At 33.6% G+C, this 20744-nt stretch carries 20 protein-coding genes and 3 tRNA genes; 10 read left to right on the top strand and 13 right to left on the bottom strand.

Translation table 11 applies throughout. The annotated features are described in order from the left end of the window. Positions 1 to 31: 31 nt before the first annotated feature. The 4 genes from ACNFIH_RS20120 (at position 32) to ACNFIH_RS20105 (ending at position 3946) form a co-directional block, all read left to right on the top strand. Positions 32 to 991 carry a zinc metalloprotease gene (locus ACNFIH_RS20120; protein WP_426484511.1) on the top strand — a complete coding sequence of 320 codons (960 nt, stop codon included), beginning with the start codon at positions 32 to 34 and terminating at the stop codon, positions 989 to 991. 112 nt (positions 992 to 1103) lie between these two features. Then, positions 1104 to 2195 carry an AI-2E family transporter gene (locus ACNFIH_RS20115; protein WP_035646989.1) on the top strand — a complete coding sequence of 364 codons (1092 nt, stop codon included), beginning with the start codon at positions 1104 to 1106 and terminating at the stop codon, positions 2193 to 2195. Positions 2196 to 2197: 2 nt separating this feature from the next. After that, complete coding sequence (locus ACNFIH_RS20110; protein WP_426484510.1) at positions 2198 to 3379, top strand: class I SAM-dependent methyltransferase; 1182 nt, start codon at positions 2198 to 2200, stop codon at positions 3377 to 3379. Positions 3380 to 3382: 3 nt separating this feature from the next. After that, positions 3383 to 3946, top strand: a complete 564-nt coding sequence (locus tag ACNFIH_RS20105) for a hypothetical protein (RefSeq protein ID WP_035646991.1) — start codon at positions 3383 to 3385, stop codon at positions 3944 to 3946. Here the strand turns inward: ACNFIH_RS20105 and ACNFIH_RS20100 are convergent, their stop codons facing one another. After that, complete coding sequence (locus tag ACNFIH_RS20100; protein ID WP_426484509.1) at positions 3947 to 4600, bottom strand: M15 family metallopeptidase; 654 nt, start codon at positions 4598 to 4600, stop codon at positions 3947 to 3949. Positions 4601 to 4774: 174 nt separating this feature from the next. Between ACNFIH_RS20100 and ACNFIH_RS20095 the strand changes: the two genes are divergently transcribed. Then, on the top strand, positions 4775 to 5293 hold the full coding sequence (locus ACNFIH_RS20095) for a hypothetical protein (RefSeq protein WP_426484508.1): 519 nt from the start codon (positions 4775 to 4777) through the stop codon (positions 5291 to 5293). A gap of 84 nt (positions 5294 to 5377) precedes the next feature. Here the strand turns inward: ACNFIH_RS20095 and ACNFIH_RS20090 are convergent, their stop codons facing one another. Then, the gene (locus ACNFIH_RS20090) at positions 5378 to 6481 is read right to left on the bottom strand and encodes a fatty acid desaturase family protein (protein WP_426484507.1); all 1104 of its coding nucleotides are present in this window, start codon (positions 6479 to 6481) and stop codon (positions 5378 to 5380) included. Positions 6482 to 6787: 306 nt separating this feature from the next. Between ACNFIH_RS20090 and ACNFIH_RS20085 the strand changes: the two genes are divergently transcribed. Further along, entirely contained in the window at positions 6788 to 8548 is a 1761-nt protein-coding gene (locus ACNFIH_RS20085; RefSeq protein WP_426484506.1) for a glycoside hydrolase family 9 protein, read from the top strand. Between the two features lie 30 nt (positions 8549 to 8578). Beyond that, a complete protein-coding gene (locus ACNFIH_RS20080) occupies positions 8579 to 9352 on the top strand; it encodes a ThuA domain-containing protein (RefSeq protein WP_426484505.1) in 774 nt (257 codons plus the stop codon). A gap of 19 nt (positions 9353 to 9371) precedes the next feature. On the opposite strand, the gene ACNFIH_RS20075 is transcribed toward ACNFIH_RS20080, so the two are convergent. From ACNFIH_RS20075 to ACNFIH_RS20030, 10 genes are all read right to left on the bottom strand, one after another. Further along, entirely contained in the window at positions 9372 to 10886 is a 1515-nt protein-coding gene (locus tag ACNFIH_RS20075) for a S10 family peptidase (protein WP_426484504.1), read from the bottom strand. A 35-nt stretch (positions 10887 to 10921) separates the two neighbouring features. After that, positions 10922 to 11503, bottom strand: a complete 582-nt coding sequence (locus tag ACNFIH_RS20070) for a Crp/Fnr family transcriptional regulator (RefSeq protein ID WP_426484503.1) — start codon at positions 11501 to 11503, stop codon at positions 10922 to 10924. 149 nt (positions 11504 to 11652) lie between these two features. Continuing rightward, positions 11653 to 12108, bottom strand: a complete 456-nt coding sequence (locus ACNFIH_RS20065; protein ID WP_426484502.1) for a helix-turn-helix transcriptional regulator — start codon at positions 12106 to 12108, stop codon at positions 11653 to 11655. A 261-nt stretch (positions 12109 to 12369) separates the two neighbouring features. Continuing rightward, a complete protein-coding gene (locus ACNFIH_RS20060) occupies positions 12370 to 13233 on the bottom strand; it encodes an alpha/beta fold hydrolase (protein ID WP_426484501.1) in 864 nt (287 codons plus the stop codon). A gap of 121 nt (positions 13234 to 13354) precedes the next feature. Further along, a complete protein-coding gene (locus ACNFIH_RS20055) occupies positions 13355 to 14152 on the bottom strand; it encodes an alpha/beta fold hydrolase (RefSeq protein ID WP_426484500.1) in 798 nt (265 codons plus the stop codon). 26 nt (positions 14153 to 14178) lie between these two features. Further along, complete coding sequence (locus ACNFIH_RS20050) at positions 14179 to 14997, bottom strand: alpha/beta fold hydrolase (RefSeq protein WP_426484499.1); 819 nt, start codon at positions 14995 to 14997, stop codon at positions 14179 to 14181. A 36-nt stretch (positions 14998 to 15033) separates the two neighbouring features. Continuing rightward, entirely contained in the window at positions 15034 to 15804 is a 771-nt protein-coding gene (locus ACNFIH_RS20045) for an alpha/beta fold hydrolase (protein ID WP_426484498.1), read from the bottom strand. A 278-nt stretch (positions 15805 to 16082) separates the two neighbouring features. Then, positions 16083 to 16156, bottom strand: a tRNA-Arg gene (locus ACNFIH_RS20040). Between the two features lie 34 nt (positions 16157 to 16190). Beyond that, a tRNA-Pro gene (locus ACNFIH_RS20035) sits at positions 16191 to 16265 on the bottom strand. 15 nt (positions 16266 to 16280) lie between these two features. Further along, a tRNA-Ser gene (locus tag ACNFIH_RS20030) sits at positions 16281 to 16364 on the bottom strand. Between the two features lie 237 nt (positions 16365 to 16601). Between ACNFIH_RS20030 and ACNFIH_RS20025 the strand changes: the two genes are divergently transcribed. Together ACNFIH_RS20025 and ACNFIH_RS20020 are read left to right on the top strand one after the other, a co-directional pair. Further along, a complete protein-coding gene (locus ACNFIH_RS20025) occupies positions 16602 to 17780 on the top strand; it encodes an acetyl-CoA C-acyltransferase (RefSeq protein ID WP_426484497.1) in 1179 nt (392 codons plus the stop codon). Between the two features lie 69 nt (positions 17781 to 17849). Next, entirely contained in the window at positions 17850 to 18611 is a 762-nt protein-coding gene (locus ACNFIH_RS20020; protein ID WP_426484496.1) for an NlpC/P60 family protein, read from the top strand. Between the two features lie 82 nt (positions 18612 to 18693). Here ACNFIH_RS20020 and ACNFIH_RS20015 read toward each other — a convergent pair whose 3' ends face one another. Further along, the gene (locus ACNFIH_RS20015) at positions 18694 to 19539 is read right to left on the bottom strand and encodes an AraC family transcriptional regulator (protein ID WP_035647005.1); all 846 of its coding nucleotides are present in this window, start codon (positions 19537 to 19539) and stop codon (positions 18694 to 18696) included. A 119-nt stretch (positions 19540 to 19658) separates the two neighbouring features. Between ACNFIH_RS20015 and ACNFIH_RS20010 the strand changes: the two genes are divergently transcribed. Beyond that, positions 19659 to 20645, top strand: coding sequence for an aldo/keto reductase (locus ACNFIH_RS20010; RefSeq protein WP_426484495.1), 987 nt, complete (start codon positions 19659 to 19661; stop codon positions 20643 to 20645). The last annotated feature ends 99 nt before the right edge of the window (positions 20646 to 20744 follow it).

Genomic DNA, 20744 nt, shown 5'->3' with positions numbered 1-20744 from the left:
GTAATTTTTTATAACAAAAATCCAAACTATTATGAAAAAAGTTTTTATTACCGCAGTTGCAGCGTTAGTGCTGTTTGCTTGTCAAAATGACCAAACTGATTCAGCTAATTCAGAAACTAGTGCTGCAGCACGTCGTTCTTGTGCATCTCAAGATGTATTAGAAGCACAATTGAAAGCAGATCCGATGCAGGCCATCAGAATGAACCAAATTGAAGCTTTTACAAACGAACAATTACTTAAAGGTTTTTCTGGCCGTTTAGTTAATGGCAAAATTGAAATTCCTGTAGTAGTTAACGTTTTATACAAAACAACTGCACAAAACATTTCGAATGCACAAATCCAAACGCAAATTGATGTTTTAAACAAAGATTTTAATGCTTTAAACTCAGATTACAACAGCGTTCCTGCTTTGTTTGCTGGAGTAAAAGCAAACATCGGAATCACATTTGTATTGGATCAGGTTATCCGCAAATCGACTACCAAAACATCTTGGGGAACAAATGATGCCATGAAAAAAACGGCTCAGGGTGGTATTGCACCAACATCTCCAACTACAAAACTTAACTTATGGTCTTGCGCTATTGGCGGCGGAATTCTAGGTTATGCACAATTTCCTGGTGGAGCATCTTCAACAGACGGAGTTGTAATTGATTCTCGTTACTTTGGATTATCAGGCGCTGCAAACGCTCCTTTTAATTTAGGAAGAACAGCTACTCACGAAGTAGGTCACTGGATGAATTTACGTCACATTTGGGGAGATGCAACTTGCGGAAGCGATTTAGTGTCTGATACTCCAACACACAACACTGCAAATTATGGTGTACCAGCTTATCCACATTATAGCACATGCTCTGGAACTCCAGTTGAAATGACTATGAACTACATGGATTATGTTGATGATAATGCAATGTATATGTTCTCTACAGGTCAAAAAAGCAGAATGACTGCAATATTCGCTGCTGGCGGACCAAGAGCTGCATTTGCACAATAAAAAACATTATAAAACCAAGTCAATGTTTTAAAAGCGAGATTTAACCATCTCGCTTTTTTTTGTCCTAAAATTTTAAAAGCTTTTTCCTATATTTATAGTCTAAAACCTAAATATGATAACATCAAAAATCATTTCTAACGGAATTCTAAGAGCATTAGCAACTATACTTGTCATTTGTGCCGTTTTGTATTTTTTATATGAAATACAAACTGTAATTGTTTATCTCTGTATTTCCCTAATTCTATGTTTGATAGCAAATCCGTTAGTGCAGTTTTTAAAAAATAAATTAAAGTTTGGCAATTCATTGGCGGCTACGACAACCATAATTCTTTTTATATTATTGATGGTTGGTTTTATTCTTTTATTCGTTCCACTAATAATTTCGCAAGCAAATAATTTAGCGCTTTTAGATACTAATCATCTTCAAGCACAATTTATAGAAACAGAAAAAAGTGTAGAAACGTATTTCAATATTCAGCATGTTGACTTAAGTAAAATGCTGAATGATTCAAAAATAACTTCGGCATTGGACTTTAACTATTTTACAAGCTTTATCAACTCAATTATGAATTTTATGGCCGATATGGGAATGGGATTAGTTTCGGTATTTTTCATTACTTTTTTCTTCATTAAAGATCAGGAAACTTTTAAAAGCCAAGCCCGCAGAATTCTTCCAGACACAAATGAAGACAAAATCTTAAATTCAATAACTAAAATAAACCATTTGCTGACGCGCTATTTTGTTGGTTTGTTATTGCAGCTTACTGTAGTTTTCATTTTATATATCATTGTCTTGGTTATTTTTGGAAACAAAAATGCTTTTGTCATTGCTTTTTTATGTGCCATTTTAAATATTATTCCATACATAGGACCAATCATTGGAACTATTTTGGCAGCGTTATTAACCATGATAAGCTTAATTGGAAAAGATTTTCAGTCAGAAATTCTGCCTACAACCATTTATGTCGTAATTGGATTCTTATTAGTTCAGGCAATTGATAATAACATCAGCCAGCCGATAATTTCATCAAAAAGTGTAAATTCGCACCCGCTTGAAATATTCTTGATTACTTTAATCAGTGGTATTACGTTTGGAATTGTCGGAATGATTATCGCAATTCCGGTTTACACTATGCTGAAAGTTATTTTAAAAGAATTTTTCCCCGACAATAAAATCGTCTCCGTATTAACTGAAAGAATTTAGCTTTGAACACAATTATTTTGCACCAAGACATTCAAGATTTTATATCTCAAAATATTGGTGCTTCAATTTCAAAACTGGCACTTCAAAAAAATCCTTTTCCTGAAGCCGACTGGATTTTGATTTTAAACCAAATTGAAGCCAAAACCAAAGCTAAAGAAAAACTACCAACGTGGTTTAAAACAGAAAATATAATTTATCCGAGCAAAATTTCGGTTGAACAGACTTCTTCTGAAAAAACAGCCAAATATAAAGCATCTTTAATTTCAGGAAAAACTTTAATTGATCTTACGGGAGGTCTTGGCGTTGATGATTATTATTTTTCACAAAAATTTAAATCGGTAACACATTGTGAAATTAATTCAGATTTATCTGCAATTGTAAAACATAATGTAGAGAAGTTAGAAATAAAAAATTTGACTTGTTATGCAGGTGATTCGGCCGATATTTTAAAAGAATCCGACCAAAAATGGGATTGGATTTATATTGATCCTTCCCGAAGAAATGATGCTAAAGGCAAAGTTTTTATGCTGAAAGATTGTTTGCCGAATGTTCCAGAATCACTAGATTTTTACTTTGAAAAAACAGATTCTATTTTAATAAAAACAGCACCTTTACTGGACATTTCAGCAGGTTTATCTGAATTGAAGTTTGTCAAAAACATTCATATAATCGCGCTCGAAAACGAAGTAAAAGAATTGCTTTTTGAAATTCATAAAAATTATACAGGCGACATTACAATCAAAACCGCCAACATTCTGAAAGATAAAACAGAAACATTTGAATTCATTTTAGGCAATGAAACTGAATTTCCATCTTATCATTTGCCTCAAAAATATTTATTCGAACCGAATTCATCAATAATGAAATCGGGTGGTTTTGATGAAGTTAGTTCGTTTTTTAAAATAAATAAACTTCACAAACATTCGCATTTATACACTTCGGAAGAATTAATTGATTTTCCAGGAAGAACTTTTGAAATCCAAAAAGTGATTCCGTATAGCAAAACCGAAATGAAAACCGAGCTGGCAAATCAGCAGGCAAACATTACAACTCGTAATTTTCCTGAAACAGTCGAAAACATCCGAAAAAAATGGAAAATAAAAAATGGTGGTAATTTGTATTGTTTTTTTACAACTGATGTAAAAGATAACAAAATAGTTTTAATTTGCACCAAAATAATCTAAGCAATGAAACAACTAATTACACTAACTCTTTTTTTATTAACCTTTACTGCATTTGCACAAAAACCATGTGAATACAGTGTAAATGTAAACGACTCAATCGGGTCATATAAAGTAACAAATGAATATCTTATAAGTGAGAAAAACTTTGGAGGAAGCTCTAGTTATGTTTTCTTTTCATTGGCACAAACCGATGGATTGCCAACACTTAATTTACAGCTTATTCAAAAAAGCAAGGATTTCATTAAGGCAAACTGTTTTGACAAAAACTCACGTGTATTTTTGCAACTTCAAAACGGGAAAGTTGTTAGCTTAATGCATATCAATCAAGAAAATTGTGGTACTCTTATTCACGACAACGGATTTGATAACCGAGTAAATACAGGAATTTTTATGTTCATGAAAGATAACTATGAAGAGCTAAAAAAATCGCCTGTAACCATGATGCGAATTAAATATTTGACCGATACAGAAGATTATATCGTAAAAAGCGAAATAACATCTGAAATGAATAAAAAAGTGTATAATCCTGATACTTATTTCATTCAGAACATTCGATGTGTTGAATAATTATTCGCATTTCCAATTTTGATCAGAAACTTTGTCTTTTAAACCCGCTTTTAAATTATAATGCCACCATTCTGAATCAAAAGAATTGAATCCATTTTTGGTCATAATTTTTTTCAGAAACTTTCGGTTTGATTTTACTTCTTTTGAAAGATTCTCATAATTATGACTGGCTTCGATTCCAAAAAAATCAAAAGGAGTTCCCATATCAACTTCTTTCCCATTAGAATCAACTATTGAAATATCAACGGCTCCTCCTCTATTGTGGATGGAGCCTTTTTTTGGATCAGCCACATACTTTGGATTCGAAACAATTTCCCACATTCTTTTTTGAATTGATAAAGGTCTGTAGCAATCGTAAAGTTTGATTTTGAAACCTTTCTTCTTAAAATCATTATTAGCCGCAATTAATGCCTGAACCGTTTTCATTCGCAAAACACATTCAGCACAATCATATACTTTTGCTTTCAAAAAATTATCCTCTGTTGCATATTTCATGTCGTAGACGAAATCTTTGCTAAAATCTTTTAAATTAACGAAAGTAGTATCTGAAATTTCGTGTTTTACAGGACTTGAATACATTTCATTTTGAGCATTTGAAGAAATATTCCAAAAAAGAAAACCGGTAAAAAAGAAGGATTTTAGAAACTGTGACATAATTTATAGGATTTAAAAATTGAAATTAAACAAAAAAACGGAATCTCTGGTTTAATATTTTACAATTTTAAAAATCCATTTGGTACTTGTTTTAAAATAATAATTTGAGATTTTTTTATTAAATTAGCGAAACAAGCCATTATAAATCAATTAGTTATTTTAAAAAGTTATACTATGAAAAAAAGAACGAAATATTTATTTATAACTGCATTGACTTGTTTTACAATAGTATCATGTAAAAAAGAAAGCATCAAAAATGTTCCAACAACAGACTCGACTTCAATAAGAACTGAAGCTTTGAAAGCAGATTCGTCAGTAATTAATCCGATTGATACACTGAATAATTTGGTTGGAAAAAGCGTTATTGGCACTCATTTACTAGCACAAAGTAGTTTAGCACCAAGATTAAAAACGCTTTTAGGCACCGATTATGATCAAATGGTGAAATACTGGAATACAGAAACTCCATTTACAAAAGAAGGCGAAATTTTACATGCCAGCGGATGTAAACAACACGATTGCAATACTTACTCGTATGATTTATATATCGATATAAAAAACAACAAATTAAATGTGTACAAATTCAGCGAGTCAAAACTGAACATTTTTGCTGAAGATAATTTCAGAATTGTTTTAAAAGATTCTTTATTACATGATCTAAATATCAAAAAAAGTAATTCTAAAATTCAGTAAAAAGGAATAAGATTTTTTCAAATAAAAATAGCGGTTTTTAGGCCGCTATTTTTATTTGAACTTTTAACTTTTAACTTTCGACTACTAAATCTCCCCAGTCATCAGAATATTTTCCTGAATACCTTTATCTCTCAGCATTCTAAAATGCGACCGAACGGCGTGGTAAAAAGGATATGAAGTATAAGGCAGATCATATTCTTCTGCATAACGCATTATAATTGGCGTGATATAAGGATAATAGGTATGAGCAACACCCGGAAAAAGATGATGTGCTATATGATGCGTAAAACCTCCGTATAGAAAATTAGCCAATTTGCTATTTGTACTAAAGTCTTTGGTCACAATCATTTGGTGCATGGCCCAAGTCGCCGAAAGATTTCCTTCTTCGTCAGTTCCCGGAAAATGCGCATCTTCGTCAACATGCGTTGATACAAGTGCCACAACTCCTAAAGCGCTTCCGCATAAATGCATGGCAAACCAACCGCCTAAAACTATATACCAAGGCTGATTTAAGAGAAACATCGGAATGAAAAGCATGTAAATCAGATTTATGATTTTTGCAGCAAATAATCGATAGATTTCACGTGTTGGAATCTTCTCAACTACTTTCTTCACATAATTATTTTTTGTTCCAAAGAAATCTTTAAAATCACGAATATAAATCCAATTCAAACTGTAAAGCGGATAAATAAACCACATATAAATATGCTGGTATTTGTGATAATTAAACAATGGACTGTTTGGAAAAATCCTAATGATATCGCTTTGTTTGATATCAATATCCCAATCTGGAACATTTGGATAAGCATGATGAAGATTAATATGGCGACGTGTCCACAGCCAGTGATTACTTCCAAAAAGTTCCAAAATGTACATGAAACGCTCATTCTGTATTTGTTTCTTGAAAAGTGCTCCGTGCGCAGCATCATGAAAGGCATTTATAAAAAGTACGATCATAGTGAAACCGCACAAAATATAAAAGAGAAATAATAACGGTGTTCTATTTCCGAACAACAAAATACAAGCGTAAAATAAAAAGAAAAGAAATACAAGTCCGACAGACTTAACAATGTTTAAACGATACAATGATGAATTTTGTAAAACAGTTTCGTTCACTTCCGAGCGCAGCTTTTTAAAAAAATCATCATTACCCGCTTTGACATAAACTGGGCGTTTTAATTTTTCCATAAGATTTGATTTTGCTGAAATTGTCATACCAAATTTAATAAAAAAAAGTTAAAATACGGTAAAACAATGCTTTACAGATTAAAAAAAGTAAGAAAAACTTAACATTGAAAAAAGGTATAGAAAAATACAGAAGTGCTCATAAATAGCACAACAAAAACACATCATTTTTTATTTCCATTTCCTTCTAAATACAGCAAATACTTATGTCTTTCTGTTATTGCCTATTAATTACTCAATTTATAAAAACGATATTAAATTTCAGTTTTTCGTATTTTGCTTCTTCAATACGTTTTAAAACTTTCAATTATGCTGAAATTAAGATACATCGTAATCACTTTGCTTTTTTCTGTTATGGCATATAGTGGCCCAATTATCTATGTAAATCAGGTTGGATTTGATCCAGAAAGTCCAAAAGTGGCCATTATTGGTTTCAAAGGAGTTTTTTCAAATACAACTTTCAATATTATTGATACGAAAACTCAAAAAACAGTTTTCACATCTACAATTGGAAAAGCAGAAAATGTTGAAGAATGGATGCTTGATAAATCTTACTACAAAGCTGATTTTTCGTCTTTCAAAAAGCCCGGAAATTATAAAATCACGATCAAAATTGCGGGTCAAATCTACAATTCGGCCAGCTTTGCAATTGAAGAAAATATATTGGCAAAAAGAACAATTTCATCAATTGTACATTATTACAACAAACAAAGAGCCAATACTCCCGAAGAACTAGAAGCCGACAAAAAAATGCTCTTATTTGGAAGCGATAAAAAAGTCGATGTTCATGGCGGATGGTGCGATGCATCTGGTGATGTAAGCAAATATTTTTCGCATTTAGCTTACGCTAATTTTGTTTCGCCACAACAAACGCCATTGGTAACATGGTCGCTTATCAATACATCCGAAGAAATTTCAAAAGAACTCATTCAATGGAAAATAAAAGATTCATTAGACAATGAAGCTATTTGGGGCGCTGATTACATGATGCGCTGCTTATCTGACGAAGATTATTTCTACATGATTGTTTTCAGCTATTTTGATAAAAATCCCGCAGCCAGAAGAATTGTTGGGCTTAAAGCCAATAGCGTAACTACAGATGAATATCAGTCCGCTTTTCGCGAAGGCGCCGGAATGGCAATTGCATCACTCGCCCGAATTTCGCAGTGGAAAAAAAGTGGTGATTTTACTTCAAAACAATATTTGGAGGGTGCAAAACGTGCTTATGCGCATCTTTTAATCAACAATACAAAATATGATGATGACGGAAAAGAAAACATTATCGATGATTATTGTGCTTTAATGGGTGCAACAGAGTTATGGATTGCCACGAATGAGAATTTCTATAAAGAAGAAGCCAGAAAATGGGCTCATAAATTAGAAAACCGAATGACGAATCAAGGCTGGTTTAGAAGCAATGATGGTAATCGCCCATTTTGGCATGCTGCAGATGCAGGTTTGCCAATTGTAGCTTTAACTCGCTATTTAAAAAAGGAAAACGATGAGAATGAAAAAATCAAAGCAAAAGAGGTTATAAAAAAAGCTTTAAACTATAATTTAGCGGTAACCAATAATGTAAGTAATCCATTTGGTTATGCCAGACAGAGTTTTCTATTTAATGACAAAATAAAAGACGGTTTTTTCATTCCGCATGAAAACGAAACTGGCTGGTGGTGGCAGGGCGAAAATGCCCGATTAGCATCACTTGCAACAGCTGCTACCGAAGGTGGAAAAGCTATATCACTTCAAAAAAATGATGTCACAAAAAAATCGCTTGATTTGTATGCATCTCAGCAATTATCATGGATTTTAGGTTGTAATCCTTATTCTGTATGTTTTTTATACCAATTTGGAGAAAAGAATGTCCCTTATATGCATTCCAATTATGGACATGGTTCAGAAAAAGGCGGAATCTCAAATGGTATTACCGGAAAAGAAGGAAATGGTGATGGATCAGGAATTGATTTTAAAATGGATGTTGACGGAAATGATGAATGGCGCTGGACCGAACAATGGATTCCACATTCAGCATGGTTTCTACAAGCGATAACCGCCACTGTCAACAAATAAAATAATGCTGAAAACAACTTTAAAAATCAAATGAAAAAGTCACTTATCATAATTACTTTGCTAACAATATGTTTCTTTCAAACTGATTGTTTCGCGCAAAAATCAAAAAAATCAAAATTCAAAGCTCTGGTTTTGTATGAAAACGGTGGGCATCATCTGGAATTTACCAAGGCAGCAAAACCATGGTTAAATAAACTCGCAATTGATAGCAGTTTTACAATTGATTATATAGAAAATACCAAAACAATAAATGAGGCACTTTTAAGCAAATATCAGGTTTTTATTCAACTTGATTATCCGCCTTATACCTGGAGCGAAGAATCGATGAAAGCATTTCAAAATTATATGGCGAGCGGAAAAGGCGGATGGATTGGTTTACATCACGCTACTTTACTTGGAGAATTTGACGGATATCCAATGTGGAAATGGTTTTCTGATTTTATGGGAGGTCTAAAATTTGTCAATTATATTCCGGATTTTGCTAATGCGAAAGTGAATGTTGAAGATAAATCTCATCCTGTCATGAAAGGAATTCCATCTGATTTTTTTGTAAAAAAAGAAGAATGGTACACTTATGATAAAAGTCCGCGCGAAAATGTTCATGTTTTAGCCTCAGTTGACGAATCGACTTATGAACCTGATTCAAAAATAAAAATGGGCGATCACCCAGTAATTTGGACAAACGATCATTTTGCTTCCCGAAATATCTATATTTTCATGGGACATTCACCAGAATTATTTAAAAATGAAGCTTACACTACTCTTCTTAAAAATTCTATTTTTTGGGCAGCGAATAAAAACTGAGTCTTTTATAGATCTTAATTTATTCTGAACAACTCAAAATAAACGATCGTAAATCATCACTAAATAATTTTCCAGTATCTCCCAAATATAACATATGTCCTGATTCGTATTCTTTAAAAATGACTCTATTTACAGGGAAATTTGCTTTTTCTGTGCTCTTTTTGGCATAACCAACCGGAGTAGATAAATCAAAACTTCCTCCCGCTATAAATACTTTTAATTTTGGTGTTCTGCGCAAAACAACATTTAAATCGTCTGTAAAATCAGGACCTTCTTTGGTTTCTTTTCGGGACCATTGCCATTGAAACGAAATATTTTTCCAGTCAATAGTTTTATACGGATCCTGAATGTCAACGTCTAATTTTGAAGCTAATAACTCTCTAAACGCAGCCGTAAATCCTGGAACGTATCTTCCCATTGCTGGATCATCAGCAACAGGATCATTACCAGAATGTTCAAGCGGAAGATTGTATCTTGTATCGTATAATCCAATTTGTAGATTTTCTTTAGATAAAAGACTGTCTGCGAAAATTTTTGGAGCTATTTCAAGAGTTGACGAAAAAAAATCTCTTGACAATCCTGTGTATTTGCAAAGTTTTTCAATTATAACATTCCTATCCGTCACTGAAAGTTTTTGTTGATTATCAAGTAAAAGCGCATTCAAATAGTCTTTTTCTGCAAATACTGAAACTTCTTTTTGAAACTCTTCATAAGATAACGTTTTGTCTATTTTATTATAATACCATGCTGTTTTTGCTAAAGTAGGGAGTAATGATGCAGCTCTTTCTAATTTTGCATCCGATGTTAACTTTTTTAAAGGCGATTCCAGCGTAGTTCCCAGCATAATAATGCCATTTAATGTTATCCCTCTCATTACACCAGAATAGGTTACTCCACCCATAAGCGCTCTTGGAAGAACTGAAACGCGTTGGCTTCCATAACTTTCTCCAATAAGAAACTTTGGCGAATTCCATCTATTATTCTTTATCAGCCATTTTTCTATAAATTGCGCCAATGATTCAGCATCCTGATCTACTCCGTAAAAATCTTGTGGTTTACCTGGGGAAATGATACGACTAAAACCAGTACCAACAGGATCAACAAAAACCAGATCGGATACGTCCAGCAAACAATCTGTATTGGCTTCTAATCCAAATGGAGGTACGTTTGAAGAATTAATTTCGGGAGTTAATTTTACTTTCCACGGTGCAATACTACTCAAATGCAGCCAAATTGATGATGATCCCGGACCTCCATTAAATACAAAAACAACAGGTCTGACTTCATTCTTTTTATTTTGCTTTATATAGGAAAAACTAAATACGCTTGCTATAACTTTATTATCATCATTTTTAAGAAATATTTCATCTGCTATTGCCACAAAATTTAAAGCCTTTCCGTTGATATCAATAGTATGTTTTTTGCTGAAGAAAAGCGGTTTTTTCATTTCTTCCTTTACATTTTCCTGACTAAAAAGGGTCAATGACACTAAAGAAAAAACAGTAATTAGAAAAAATCTCGCAATATTTGGCATGAAATAATTGATTTAAATGAATAGCAAAATTCGATTTATTTTTTTGAAAATTCCCGTCTAATTCTGCTTAATGACGTATCGGTAACATTTAGGTAAGATGCGATTTGTTTGAGCTGGGCAAATTGAAATACTTCTTTATTGGTCGTAATAAGATTTTCATATCGGGCTTCACCACTAAGATTAATTAATTCCAGCGCACGTTTTTTAAACATCATATATTCTTTAGCCAGCATTTTCACCCCATAAGCCCTAAACTCCGGAACAGTATGCAACAACGAGTTTAATTGATCATAACTGATGGCAAAACCTCTGCAATCTGTAACCGCTTGTATATTCTCAGATGATTTGGTTTTTAAATAAAAGGATGAAACTTCAAATACCACACTATCTTTTTGATAAAAATTTGTAGTGATTTCATTTCCATCAATATCATGTGTAAACGCTCTCATAAAACCGGTTTGCAAAAAGAAATAATGTTCATTTATTTTTCCTTCTCTAAGAAAAAATTCATTTTTTTCAATAGTAATCTCTTCAAAAAACTCTACCACCTCATCTAAAATACGGTCTGGAAATGGTAAATTTTTTATGATGTAATTTTTTAGTCCTTGTTTGTCCATTGGTTTCTTTGTTAATATTATACGCAACAGCTTCTTTACAAGACCGTTGCAGGTCAAAAATAATCAATTACCTAATAGTTAGATAAAACGCAATCTCAAATCACTTGAAAAAAAGGAGACTATTAAGAGACAAATGAGAGACATTTTTTCTAAATATTTGATAGATAAGAGTATAAAGTTATATCATTAGGAAGTTTTATCTTCGAAATGATTCGCTCTTTTCTTTTTTTACTTGCATATATTGTTATATTCAAAAGGTTTGAAATCTCTTTCGTCGTTAAATTCATGTAGATATAAGCAATATATCGCATATCATTTGATGTTAATGCAGGATGTAATTTTCGAAGTCTTGCCAGAAAACCTGGATTTACTTCTTCAAAATGAAAAACAAATGTTTCCCATTCATTATCACTTTTTAAATAATCTTTTAAATGTTTAACATGTATATCCAAAGAAGAGATTTTCGAAAGCTTTGGTATATTTTCGATAGACATAATCAAATTATTAATCAGCTGATTTCTACCAGAAAGATATAATGCTCTCGCAGAAAGTTTCCTGTTTCTCAATTCAATTTCTTTTTGAAGTAATTCCCGTTCACTTTTCATTTCATGAATTTGCTTTTCCAGTTCCAGATTTCTCTTTTGGGCTATTCGCTTTTTTTGCCTTTGTATCAAGATCAGAAGCGTAAAAATGAGCAGGAATATTATATTTATTGAATAACAAAATTTATGTTCTTTTTGCAATTGCATAAACTAATCGTTTATTGTTTTTTAAAACCGATTACTGCTGCTATTTCTTCTACCATCATCTCAAACAATAGACCAGCAATCGGTTTTCTTTTATAAATTATATACTTCAATTTGATCTTAATTCAATAAGAATGAATTTACTTCCTGAGAAAAATCTTTCGAATATTGAAAAATTCCGCCGTGACCAGAATCACTCCAAAGTACTAGTTTCGCATTTTGAATATTCTGAAGCATGATATAAGAATTGATTGAATCGACCATATTATCCTGACTTCCGTTAACAATAAGCACAGGCTGTTTAATAGCTTTAAGCTGTGTGTTGTTTTCATCTGTCGCTAAACCGTAATTTATAATAGCTTTCGCCTGACTTGCAATTGTATCCTGACTTGTTGGGGAATCTCTGTCAACTTTTCTTTCAGATAATCTTTCTAAGAAAGCTTCACCAGCCTTAATACTACTTGGCGTTTTGCTGAAAAAAAGATTAATCAATACCCTCTCAGGTCCATCCACAAAAGCTTTTTCTAAATGCGACTCCAGTTGTGCAATCGCTTTTCCTCCTATTGATCCTGTACCTGCCAATATAAGTTTATTTACAAGTTCCGGATAATTTGCAGCAATTTCTTGTCCTATAAAACCGCCAAGAGAAAAGCCTAAAATATTAACCTTATTGTAACCTAAAGCACGAATAAAAGCAACAGCATCTTGTGCCATCTCGGTTACGTTCTCAGGAGTAGTCCCGTTTGAACTTCCAACGCCTCTGTTATTAAATAATATTACCGGGTAATTACTGGCAATTGCATTTGTAACTTCAGGATCCCAATTGTCCATGTTTCCTGTAAAGTGTTGTAAAAAGATAACTGGTATACCTTCTTTCTGTCCGAAAGAACGGTAAGTAAAATCAGCTCCATTTACGTTTATAGATTTTGTTGGTGCTGTTTTATGGGTAAATTCACCCTCTAAAATATTTTCTTGTATTTCCATTTGTTCTTAGATATTATTTAATGATTTAAAATAAGAATCACTATTTGTCCCTGAAAGCTCTATTCAAGATTGTTACTGACTAACAATGATTCTTACCTGTGATATTTAATTTAAATTGTAATTACTTAGCTTCTACAGCAATGATTTGGGCCAAAACGTGCGGGAACATGATAAACGGTGTGTGGCTTGAAGGAAGAGCATATAATCTTTCTATACCAGCATCTTTTGTCATTTTTTGCTGAAGTGAATACCCGATTGTATGGTCATTTAGGGTATAAACAAACGTTTTATTTACTTTTCCGAATCTGCCTTCAGTTAGCGTTACCGGAGTCGTTAAAGGTGCTAAAGGTTCTGGTTTTAAATTATTACTCACATAATCTGCAACTTGTTTAGGAGCATCGGCAAGGAAAACATCAGCAATACCTTCTTTTTTAATGCTTGCAATTCCTGCTTTCTCTTCTACAATAAGATTTTTCCCAACATGACTTTCTCCATCAGTTTGTGCAAGAGACAATAAGCTTTCTCCATTTTTTGGTACATAAGCCGCAATGTAAACTACCTTTTTTATTTGAGGTGCAATGTCTTCTGCAACCTGACTTGCTACAATTCCACCAAAGCTATGCGCAACAAGCACTACATTTTGTTTATTGCCAATGGCTTTTTTAACGTATTCAACATAAAGCTTTAAGCTGATAGTTGAAATTGCTGTATTATCGCTTCCATGTCCAGGAAGATTAATAGAAATAACCGAGTTCCCACCAGCAGTTAAATCTTCTGAAACATGCTGCCAATCATTTGATGATGACCATGCACCGTGGATGATTACAATTGTGTTCTCGTTTTTAGCTTTGTTCGTTTGTGATGAAGCTGTAATAGTTGTAAGCAATAGCATTGCTATTAATAAAATTGAATTTTTCATGATATATATTTGTTTTTTGTTGATAATTAGTTTGTTGCTATTTTTGTTAATATTGATGATAAATCATCTGGCTTTGAAAGGAATGGGCTATGTCCTGTATTTATTTCGTACACCGATTCGACTTTTCCGGCTGAAATCATTTTATTTTGTAAATACGGCGACACAACACGATCCTGTAAAGTTTTGATGTAGGCTTTTTTAACTGATCCGAAATTTTTGTCGGTCAGTTTTACAGAATTGATAAATGGAGTTAAAGGTTCTGTTCTATAGTTTTTTAATACAAGACTCTGAATTTCTGAAGTCCCATCAGGAATAAACAAATTCACGATTTGATCCTGCTTTACATCTACAGTACCACCATCATAATTAAAAATTAGGTTACCTGTGACACCAAGCTGAGAATCAGGATCCATGTGTGCCAACTCATCTAATGTTTGACCTGAAACCGGTAGATAGGCAGCAACGTAAACCAGTTTTTCAATTTTTTCAGGCACAGCTTCTGCAACCGAAGAAATTATCATACCGCCAAGACTATGTCCCACTAAAATAACTTTCCCATCTATTATTGTTGAAAGTGCGTTTATTACTTTCTCTTTATAAACGTCTAGTGTTATTTGACTTGGAGAAGTATGATCTGAACCATGTCCCGGTAGTTCTACAACAATTACTTTATTGCCTTCTTTTTCAAGATTAGTTTTAACTGACTGCCATACATATGGAGCTTGCCATGCACCATGAACGAGTACATAATTTTTAGTTTCAGGCTGTGCATCATCATTTGAACAAGATGATAAAATCAGGGCGCAAGCTGCTATGACAAATTGAATCAATTTGAATTTTTTCATGATTGTAATTTTTAAATGTTATTTGTGAAATGTGTTTTATTTAGCTTCTAAGGCTATAATTGAAGAAAGTATTTGAGGAAATACTATAAATGGAGTGTGGCTTGAAGGAAGTGAGTAGGTTCTTAAAATTCCTGCATTTTCTACCATTTTTTGCTGAAGTGAATATCCAATAGTATGGTCATTTTGAGAGTGAACATATACTTTAGCAACTTTTCCGAAATTAACATCCGTTAATGTAACAGGAGTAGATAGTGGAGCCAGGGGCTCAGGTCTAAGATTATTAGTTACATATTCTGCTACTGGTTTTGGAGCATCAGCTAAAAAGACATCTGTAATTGCGTCTTTAGTTATTGTAGCAACTCCTGCTTGTTCGTCTACAATAAGATTATGACCTACATGGCTTTCAGAATCAGTTTGTGCAAGTGACAATAAACTTTCTCCATTTTTAGGAACAAAAGCAGCAATGTAAATTAGTTTTTTGATCTGCGGAGCAATAAGTTCTGCTACTTCACTTACCACTATTCCGCCAAAACTGTGGCCTACAAGAGTAACGTCTGTTGCGCTACCAATAGCTTTTAAAACTTCATAAACATAAAGTTGCAAACTAATCTTCGAAATAGGTGTTTCATCAGTTCCGTGACCTGGAAGATTTACAATAATTAGATTGTTTTCTGGAGAGTTAAGATAACCCGCAACATGATGCCAGTCATTAGCAGATGACCATGCTCCATGAACAATTACAATTGTGTTTTTACTGTTTGATAATGAATTTAATTCGTTCTGTGTGTTTGTTTTTTCGATTTCCATAATATTTGTTTGTTTAATACTATGCAAAGAAAGAGCGAATAAAACCTGTGGCACTTGTCTTGTGACAAGTAATGAAATTATGTCTGTTTTTTTTATTTTAGTATAAAAACAATAATTATTGTCACCATAAAAAAAGCCTGTAAAACTATGCATTACAGGCTTTTTATATTTATTATTGTGACCCCGGAGGGGTTCGAACCTTTGACCTCAGGATTGAAAACCAGGAAACCCAATATAGCACAAAACAAAAAAGCCACTCGATTGAGTGGCTTTTGTTGTGATCCCAGAAGGATTCGAACCTTCGACCTACGCATTAGAAGTGCGTTGCTCTATCCAGCTGAGCTATGGAACCATTTGTTTTAAAACTTTATCGCTTAAAGTTTTAGTCGGGGTGGCAGGATTCGAACCTGCGGCCTCCTGCTCCCAAAGCAGGCGCGATAACCGGGCTACGCTACACCCCGAAGGCAAAATTTAAGCGGAGAGACAGGGACTCGAACCCTGGCGACGGTTACCCGTCGACAGATTAGCAATCTGCTCCATTACCGCTCTGGCACCTCTCCAAGCTCAAGAAACGTGTTCTGTTTTGCGGTTGCAAATGTAAGACAACATTCCATATCTCACAACTATTTTTGCGCTTTTTTTAAAGTTTTTTTTATCTTTTTTCTAAAACACTTCACAATCAAACGAATAGAATTAACAAAAATTTCATCTTAAATTTAAAATCACCCTATTTCATACAAAATTTGAATTTATTCAAATAAAGAGTAAATTTGCTAGATAACTAATATTAACAGAAAATGAACAAAAGAGTTGTTATCGTTTCTGCCGTTAGAACACCTATCGGAAGTTTCATGGGAGGGTTATCTACCGTACCCGCACCAAAATTAGGCGCTGCCGCTATAAAGGGAGCCCTTCAAAAAATTAACCTAGACCCAAAATTAGTTGATGAAGTTTTTATGGGTAATGTAATTCAGGCAGGTGTTGGACAAGCTCCGGCACGCCAGGCAGCACTTTTTGCCGGTTTGTCTGAAGAAGTTGCTGCAACAACAGTAAACAAAGTTTGCGCTTCGGGAATGAAAGCTGTAATGTTCGCTGCACAATCAATTGCCTGCGGAGACGCTGAAATTGTAGTAGCTGGCGGAATGGAAAGCATGAGTTTGATTCCTCACTACGTACAAATGCGTACCGGAAATAAATTTGGCCCGGCAACTATGCTTGACGGAATGCAAAAAGATGGTTTGACAGATGCTTATGATAACAACGCAATGGGAGTTTGCGCTGATTTATGTGCAACTGAATACAAAATCAGCCGTGAAGAACAAGATGCTTTCGCAATTCAATCTTATGAAAGAAGTGCTAAAGCCTGGGATGCTGGAAAATTCGACAATGAAGTTGTTCCTGTTGAAGTTCCACAAAGACGTGGAGAACCCATTATATTTTCAAAAGACGAAGAATATACTAACGTTAAATTAGACAAAATTCCATCTTTAGCTCCAGTTTTCACAAAAGACGGAACCGTTACGGCTGCAAATGCCTCAACAATTAATGACGGTGCTGCGGCTCTAGTTTTAATGTCTGAAGAAAAAGCAAATGCATTAGGATTAAAACCTTTGGCCTACATAAAAGGTTACGCTGATGCTGCACAAGAACCAAAATGGTTTACAACAAGTCCGGCAAAAGCATTACCAAAAGCGTTAGACAAAGCAGGAATTTCAATTTCAGATGTTGATTATTTCGAATTTAACGAAGCTTTCTCTGTAGTTGGTTTAGCCAATTCAAAAATCTTAAATCTTGACAATGATAAAGTAAACGTAAACGGTGGAGCTGTTTCATTAGGACATCCTCTTGGAGCTTCAGGCGCCAGAATTATCGTAACTTTAATCAATGTTTTAGAACAAAACAATGCAAAAACCGGAGCTGCTGCAATTTGTAATGGTGGTGGTGGTGCATCTGCAATTGTTATCGAAAGAGCTTAAAATAATATCATACAAAATTAGGAGCTATAGCTTTATGGCTCCTAATTTTAAACTTATAAATTACCCTAAATGTTCGGAATTTGCAATTTAGCTATAGTACCCGTTCGATCTGAACCAAGTGACAGAAGTGAAATCGTTACACAACTTTTATTTGGCGAACATATCGAAATTTTAGAACGCCACAATCAATGGGCTAAAATTAAAATTCAATTTGACGACTATATTGGCTGGGTCGATTCCAAGCAATATCAGGTAATTTCTGAAGCCAATTTTAACCAATTAAGCAAAGAAGCTATAATTTTAAATGCTGACTTAATTGATTATATCACGGCACCAGATAATTTGTTACTTCCAATTCCGCTTGGAGCTTCTTTATCATTTTTAAATAATAGCGAAATCAATACTTCAAATTTCGATTTTGAAGGAACCAAAACCAGCGGTATCAAACCAAAAAGCGCTATTATAAACACTGCCTTTATGTACCTGAATGCGCCATATTTATGGGGAGGAAAAACACCTTTTGGCATTGACTGTTCAGGCTTTACGCAAATGGTTTATAAATTAAACGGATATAAAATTCACCGTGATGCTTCCCAACAAGCACTTGAAGGCGATCCATTAAGTTTTATTGAAGAAAGTGAAGCAGGAGATTTAGCCTTTTTTGATAATGACGAAGGAAACATCACACATGTCGGCATCATAATGGAAAATAATTACATCATCCACGCAAGTGGAAAAGTTCGTATTGACCGTTTAGACCATACCGGAATTTATAATCCTGAAACAAACAAACACACGCACAAACTTCGTGTGATTAAGAAGATTATATAGTTTTTAGCCACTGATTTCACAGATTAACACAGATTAGAATCATTTCTAATCCAATAATCTGTGGCAAAAAAAAGTCTAATTATTACGCACTAACACGAATCGTTTTTCTAAACTCAGAAGGACTATTTCCTTTTTGTTTCTTGAAGAACTTATTAAAATGGCTTTCATCAGTAAAACCAAATTCATATGCAATTTCATTTATACGTTTATCACTGAATTGCAAACGATGTTCAATCAGTTTTGTTTTATAATTGCTGATATATTGCTGCATTGTTTCATCAGCATGTTTTTTAAAATAGCGTCCTAAATACGTATTCGAAATTCCGAAATAATCACTTATAGATTCTGCTTTTATTTTTTCCGGATAATAAATATTCGTTTGAATATATTGTAAAATATCCATCGCTTTAGCTTCAGTTCCAACATTTACCTGTTCTGGTAAATATTTAGCAATATTTCTGGCAACAATAATGATGAGCGTATTTACCAATTGCTGAATCAATTCCTGATTGTAAACATCTTTATCCTGATGTTCACGACAAATCGCCTCCACCATCACTTTCACCAAACATTTATCGGCATCGTTTTTTAAAATACAGCCCGGCTGATGATTCGCATTCTGCAGGATGTATTCCAATCGCTGAATATTTTCATTCTGCAAACTGGAATTTTTCAAATAAATATCATTAAACCTTAAAAAGAAAAACTTTGTTTTAGTCTCAATCGTAAAATTGTGACAATCCTCCGGAGTTAATAAAAACATATGTCCGGCATCATATTCAAAAATATTTTTGTTTATGCATTGCGTTCCTGTCCCATTTAAAATATAAACCAATTCAAAGAAATTATGACGATCTCCAACATCTGGATATTCATCTAAAGTTTCAAAGGAAACGGTAAACGGTTCGTATAAATTTTCTTTTTTCATGAGTCGCAAATTATTTGAAGTTGCAAATTTACATAAAAAAGACAAATATATACAAGTTTACACTCTTAAAAATGGTATAATTTTGCCAAGTGAAATTTAAGATTTAAAAATACAACATTATGGAATATAGAAAATTAGGCAATTCAGAACTTCAATTATCAACCATAACTTACGGTGCTTTTGCCATTGGAGGAAATATGTGGGGCGGAAATAAAAAAGCAGATTCAATCGCTTCAGTTCACGCATCAATCGACCACGGAGTTACCACAATCGATACGGCTCCTTTTTATGGTTTTGGTTTAAGCGAAGAAATGATTGGTGAAGCAATTAAAGGTCAGGATCGTTCAAAAATTCAATTACTTACTAAATTTGGTTTAGTTTGGGATGGCAGCAACAACGGAAAAGGCGATTTCTTTTTCGATGCCGATGATAACGGAAAAAAACTTCCTATTTACAAATATTCTTCAAAAGCAAACGTAATTAAAGAAATTGAAGAAAGCTTAAAACGCCTTCAAACCGATTATATTGATTTACTGCAAATTCACTGGCCAGATTCCACTACTCCAATTTCTGAAACTATGGAAGCTGTTGAAACTTTAATCCAACAAGGAAAAATCAGAGCTTTTGGTGTAAGTAATTATAGCATTCCACAAATTCAAGAGGCACAAAAAACAGTTCAAATTTCATCAAATCAAGTTGCATACAGCATGTTAAATCGTAAAATTGAAACCGATTTAATTCCATTTACAGTTGCAGAAAACATCGGAATTATTGCTTACAGCCCGATGGAAAGAGGTTTATTGACAGGAAAATACTTCACAGACAGCAAACTAAAAGAAAACGATCACAGAAATGGTTATTTCGGACAATTCGATCTTCAAAAAGTAAAAACTTTAATCGAAGAATTAAGTTCTTTGGCAAACGCAAAACACATTTCAATTTCGCAATTAGTGCTTCGTTGGACAACATTGCAAAAAGGAATTTCAATAGTTTTAGCCGGAGCAAGAAACGCAGAACAAGCCATTTCAAACGCTAAAACAATGGATTTCGATTTATCTACTTCAGAATTGGAATTTATCAATCAGGCTATTTCAAAGCTGAAATAATTCTCTTTTTAAACACATCGAAACATAGTTTTCATTACGCATAAAAGCGTTTTACCTGCATTACCAAACATGGTCAGCACAATCTTGTCATTCCGAGGA

It is taken from the genome of Flavobacterium sp. 2, assembly GCF_049949195.1.
In the GTDB taxonomy this organism is placed as follows: Bacteria; Bacteroidota; Bacteroidia; order Flavobacteriales; family Flavobacteriaceae; genus Flavobacterium.
The sequence above is the reverse complement of the archived record's forward strand: the minus strand, read 5'-3'. Positions and strand labels throughout refer to the sequence as shown.

Excerpts from the sequence above, each read along its gene's own strand:
- ACNFIH_RS20045 (WP_426484498.1), bottom strand. The coding sequence starts at position 15,804 with ATGGAAATCGAAAAAACAAACACACAGAACGAATTAAATTCATTATCA.
- ACNFIH_RS20055 (WP_426484500.1), bottom strand. The coding sequence starts at position 14,152 with ATGAAAAATTCAATTTTATTAATAGCAATGCTATTGCTTACAACTATT.
- ACNFIH_RS20060 (WP_426484501.1), bottom strand. The coding sequence starts at position 13,233 with ATGGAAATACAAGAAAATATTTTAGAGGGTGAATTTACCCATAAAACA.
- ACNFIH_RS20105 (WP_035646991.1), top strand. The coding sequence starts at position 3,383 with ATGAAACAACTAATTACACTAACTCTTTTTTTATTAACCTTTACTGCA.
- ACNFIH_RS20095 (WP_426484508.1), top strand. The coding sequence starts at position 4,775 with ATGAAAAAAAGAACGAAATATTTATTTATAACTGCATTGACTTGTTTT.
- ACNFIH_RS20010 (WP_426484495.1), top strand. The coding sequence starts at position 19,659 with ATGGAATATAGAAAATTAGGCAATTCAGAACTTCAATTATCAACCATA.
- ACNFIH_RS20075 (WP_426484504.1), bottom strand. The coding sequence starts at position 10,886 with ATGCCAAATATTGCGAGATTTTTTCTAATTACTGTTTTTTCTTTAGTG.
- ACNFIH_RS20020 (WP_426484496.1), top strand. The coding sequence starts at position 17,850 with ATGTTCGGAATTTGCAATTTAGCTATAGTACCCGTTCGATCTGAACCA.
- ACNFIH_RS20080 (WP_426484505.1), top strand. The coding sequence starts at position 8,579 with ATGAAAAAGTCACTTATCATAATTACTTTGCTAACAATATGTTTCTTT.
- ACNFIH_RS20100 (WP_426484509.1), bottom strand. The coding sequence starts at position 4,600 with ATGTCACAGTTTCTAAAATCCTTCTTTTTTACCGGTTTTCTTTTTTGG.
- ACNFIH_RS20090 (WP_426484507.1), bottom strand. The coding sequence starts at position 6,481 with ATGGAAAAATTAAAACGCCCAGTTTATGTCAAAGCGGGTAATGATGAT.
- ACNFIH_RS20050 (WP_426484499.1), bottom strand. The coding sequence starts at position 14,997 with ATGAAAAAATTCAAATTGATTCAATTTGTCATAGCAGCTTGCGCCCTG.
- ACNFIH_RS20085 (WP_426484506.1), top strand. The coding sequence starts at position 6,788 with ATGCTGAAATTAAGATACATCGTAATCACTTTGCTTTTTTCTGTTATG.
- ACNFIH_RS20115 (WP_035646989.1), top strand. The coding sequence starts at position 1,104 with ATGATAACATCAAAAATCATTTCTAACGGAATTCTAAGAGCATTAGCA.
- ACNFIH_RS20025 (WP_426484497.1), top strand. The coding sequence starts at position 16,602 with ATGAACAAAAGAGTTGTTATCGTTTCTGCCGTTAGAACACCTATCGGA.
- ACNFIH_RS20120 (WP_426484511.1), top strand. The coding sequence starts at position 32 with ATGAAAAAAGTTTTTATTACCGCAGTTGCAGCGTTAGTGCTGTTTGCT.
- ACNFIH_RS20015 (WP_035647005.1), bottom strand. The coding sequence starts at position 19,539 with ATGAAAAAAGAAAATTTATACGAACCGTTTACCGTTTCCTTTGAAACT.
- ACNFIH_RS20065 (WP_426484502.1), bottom strand. The coding sequence starts at position 12,108 with ATGAAAAGTGAACGGGAATTACTTCAAAAAGAAATTGAATTGAGAAAC.
- ACNFIH_RS20070 (WP_426484503.1), bottom strand. The coding sequence starts at position 11,503 with ATGGACAAACAAGGACTAAAAAATTACATCATAAAAAATTTACCATTT.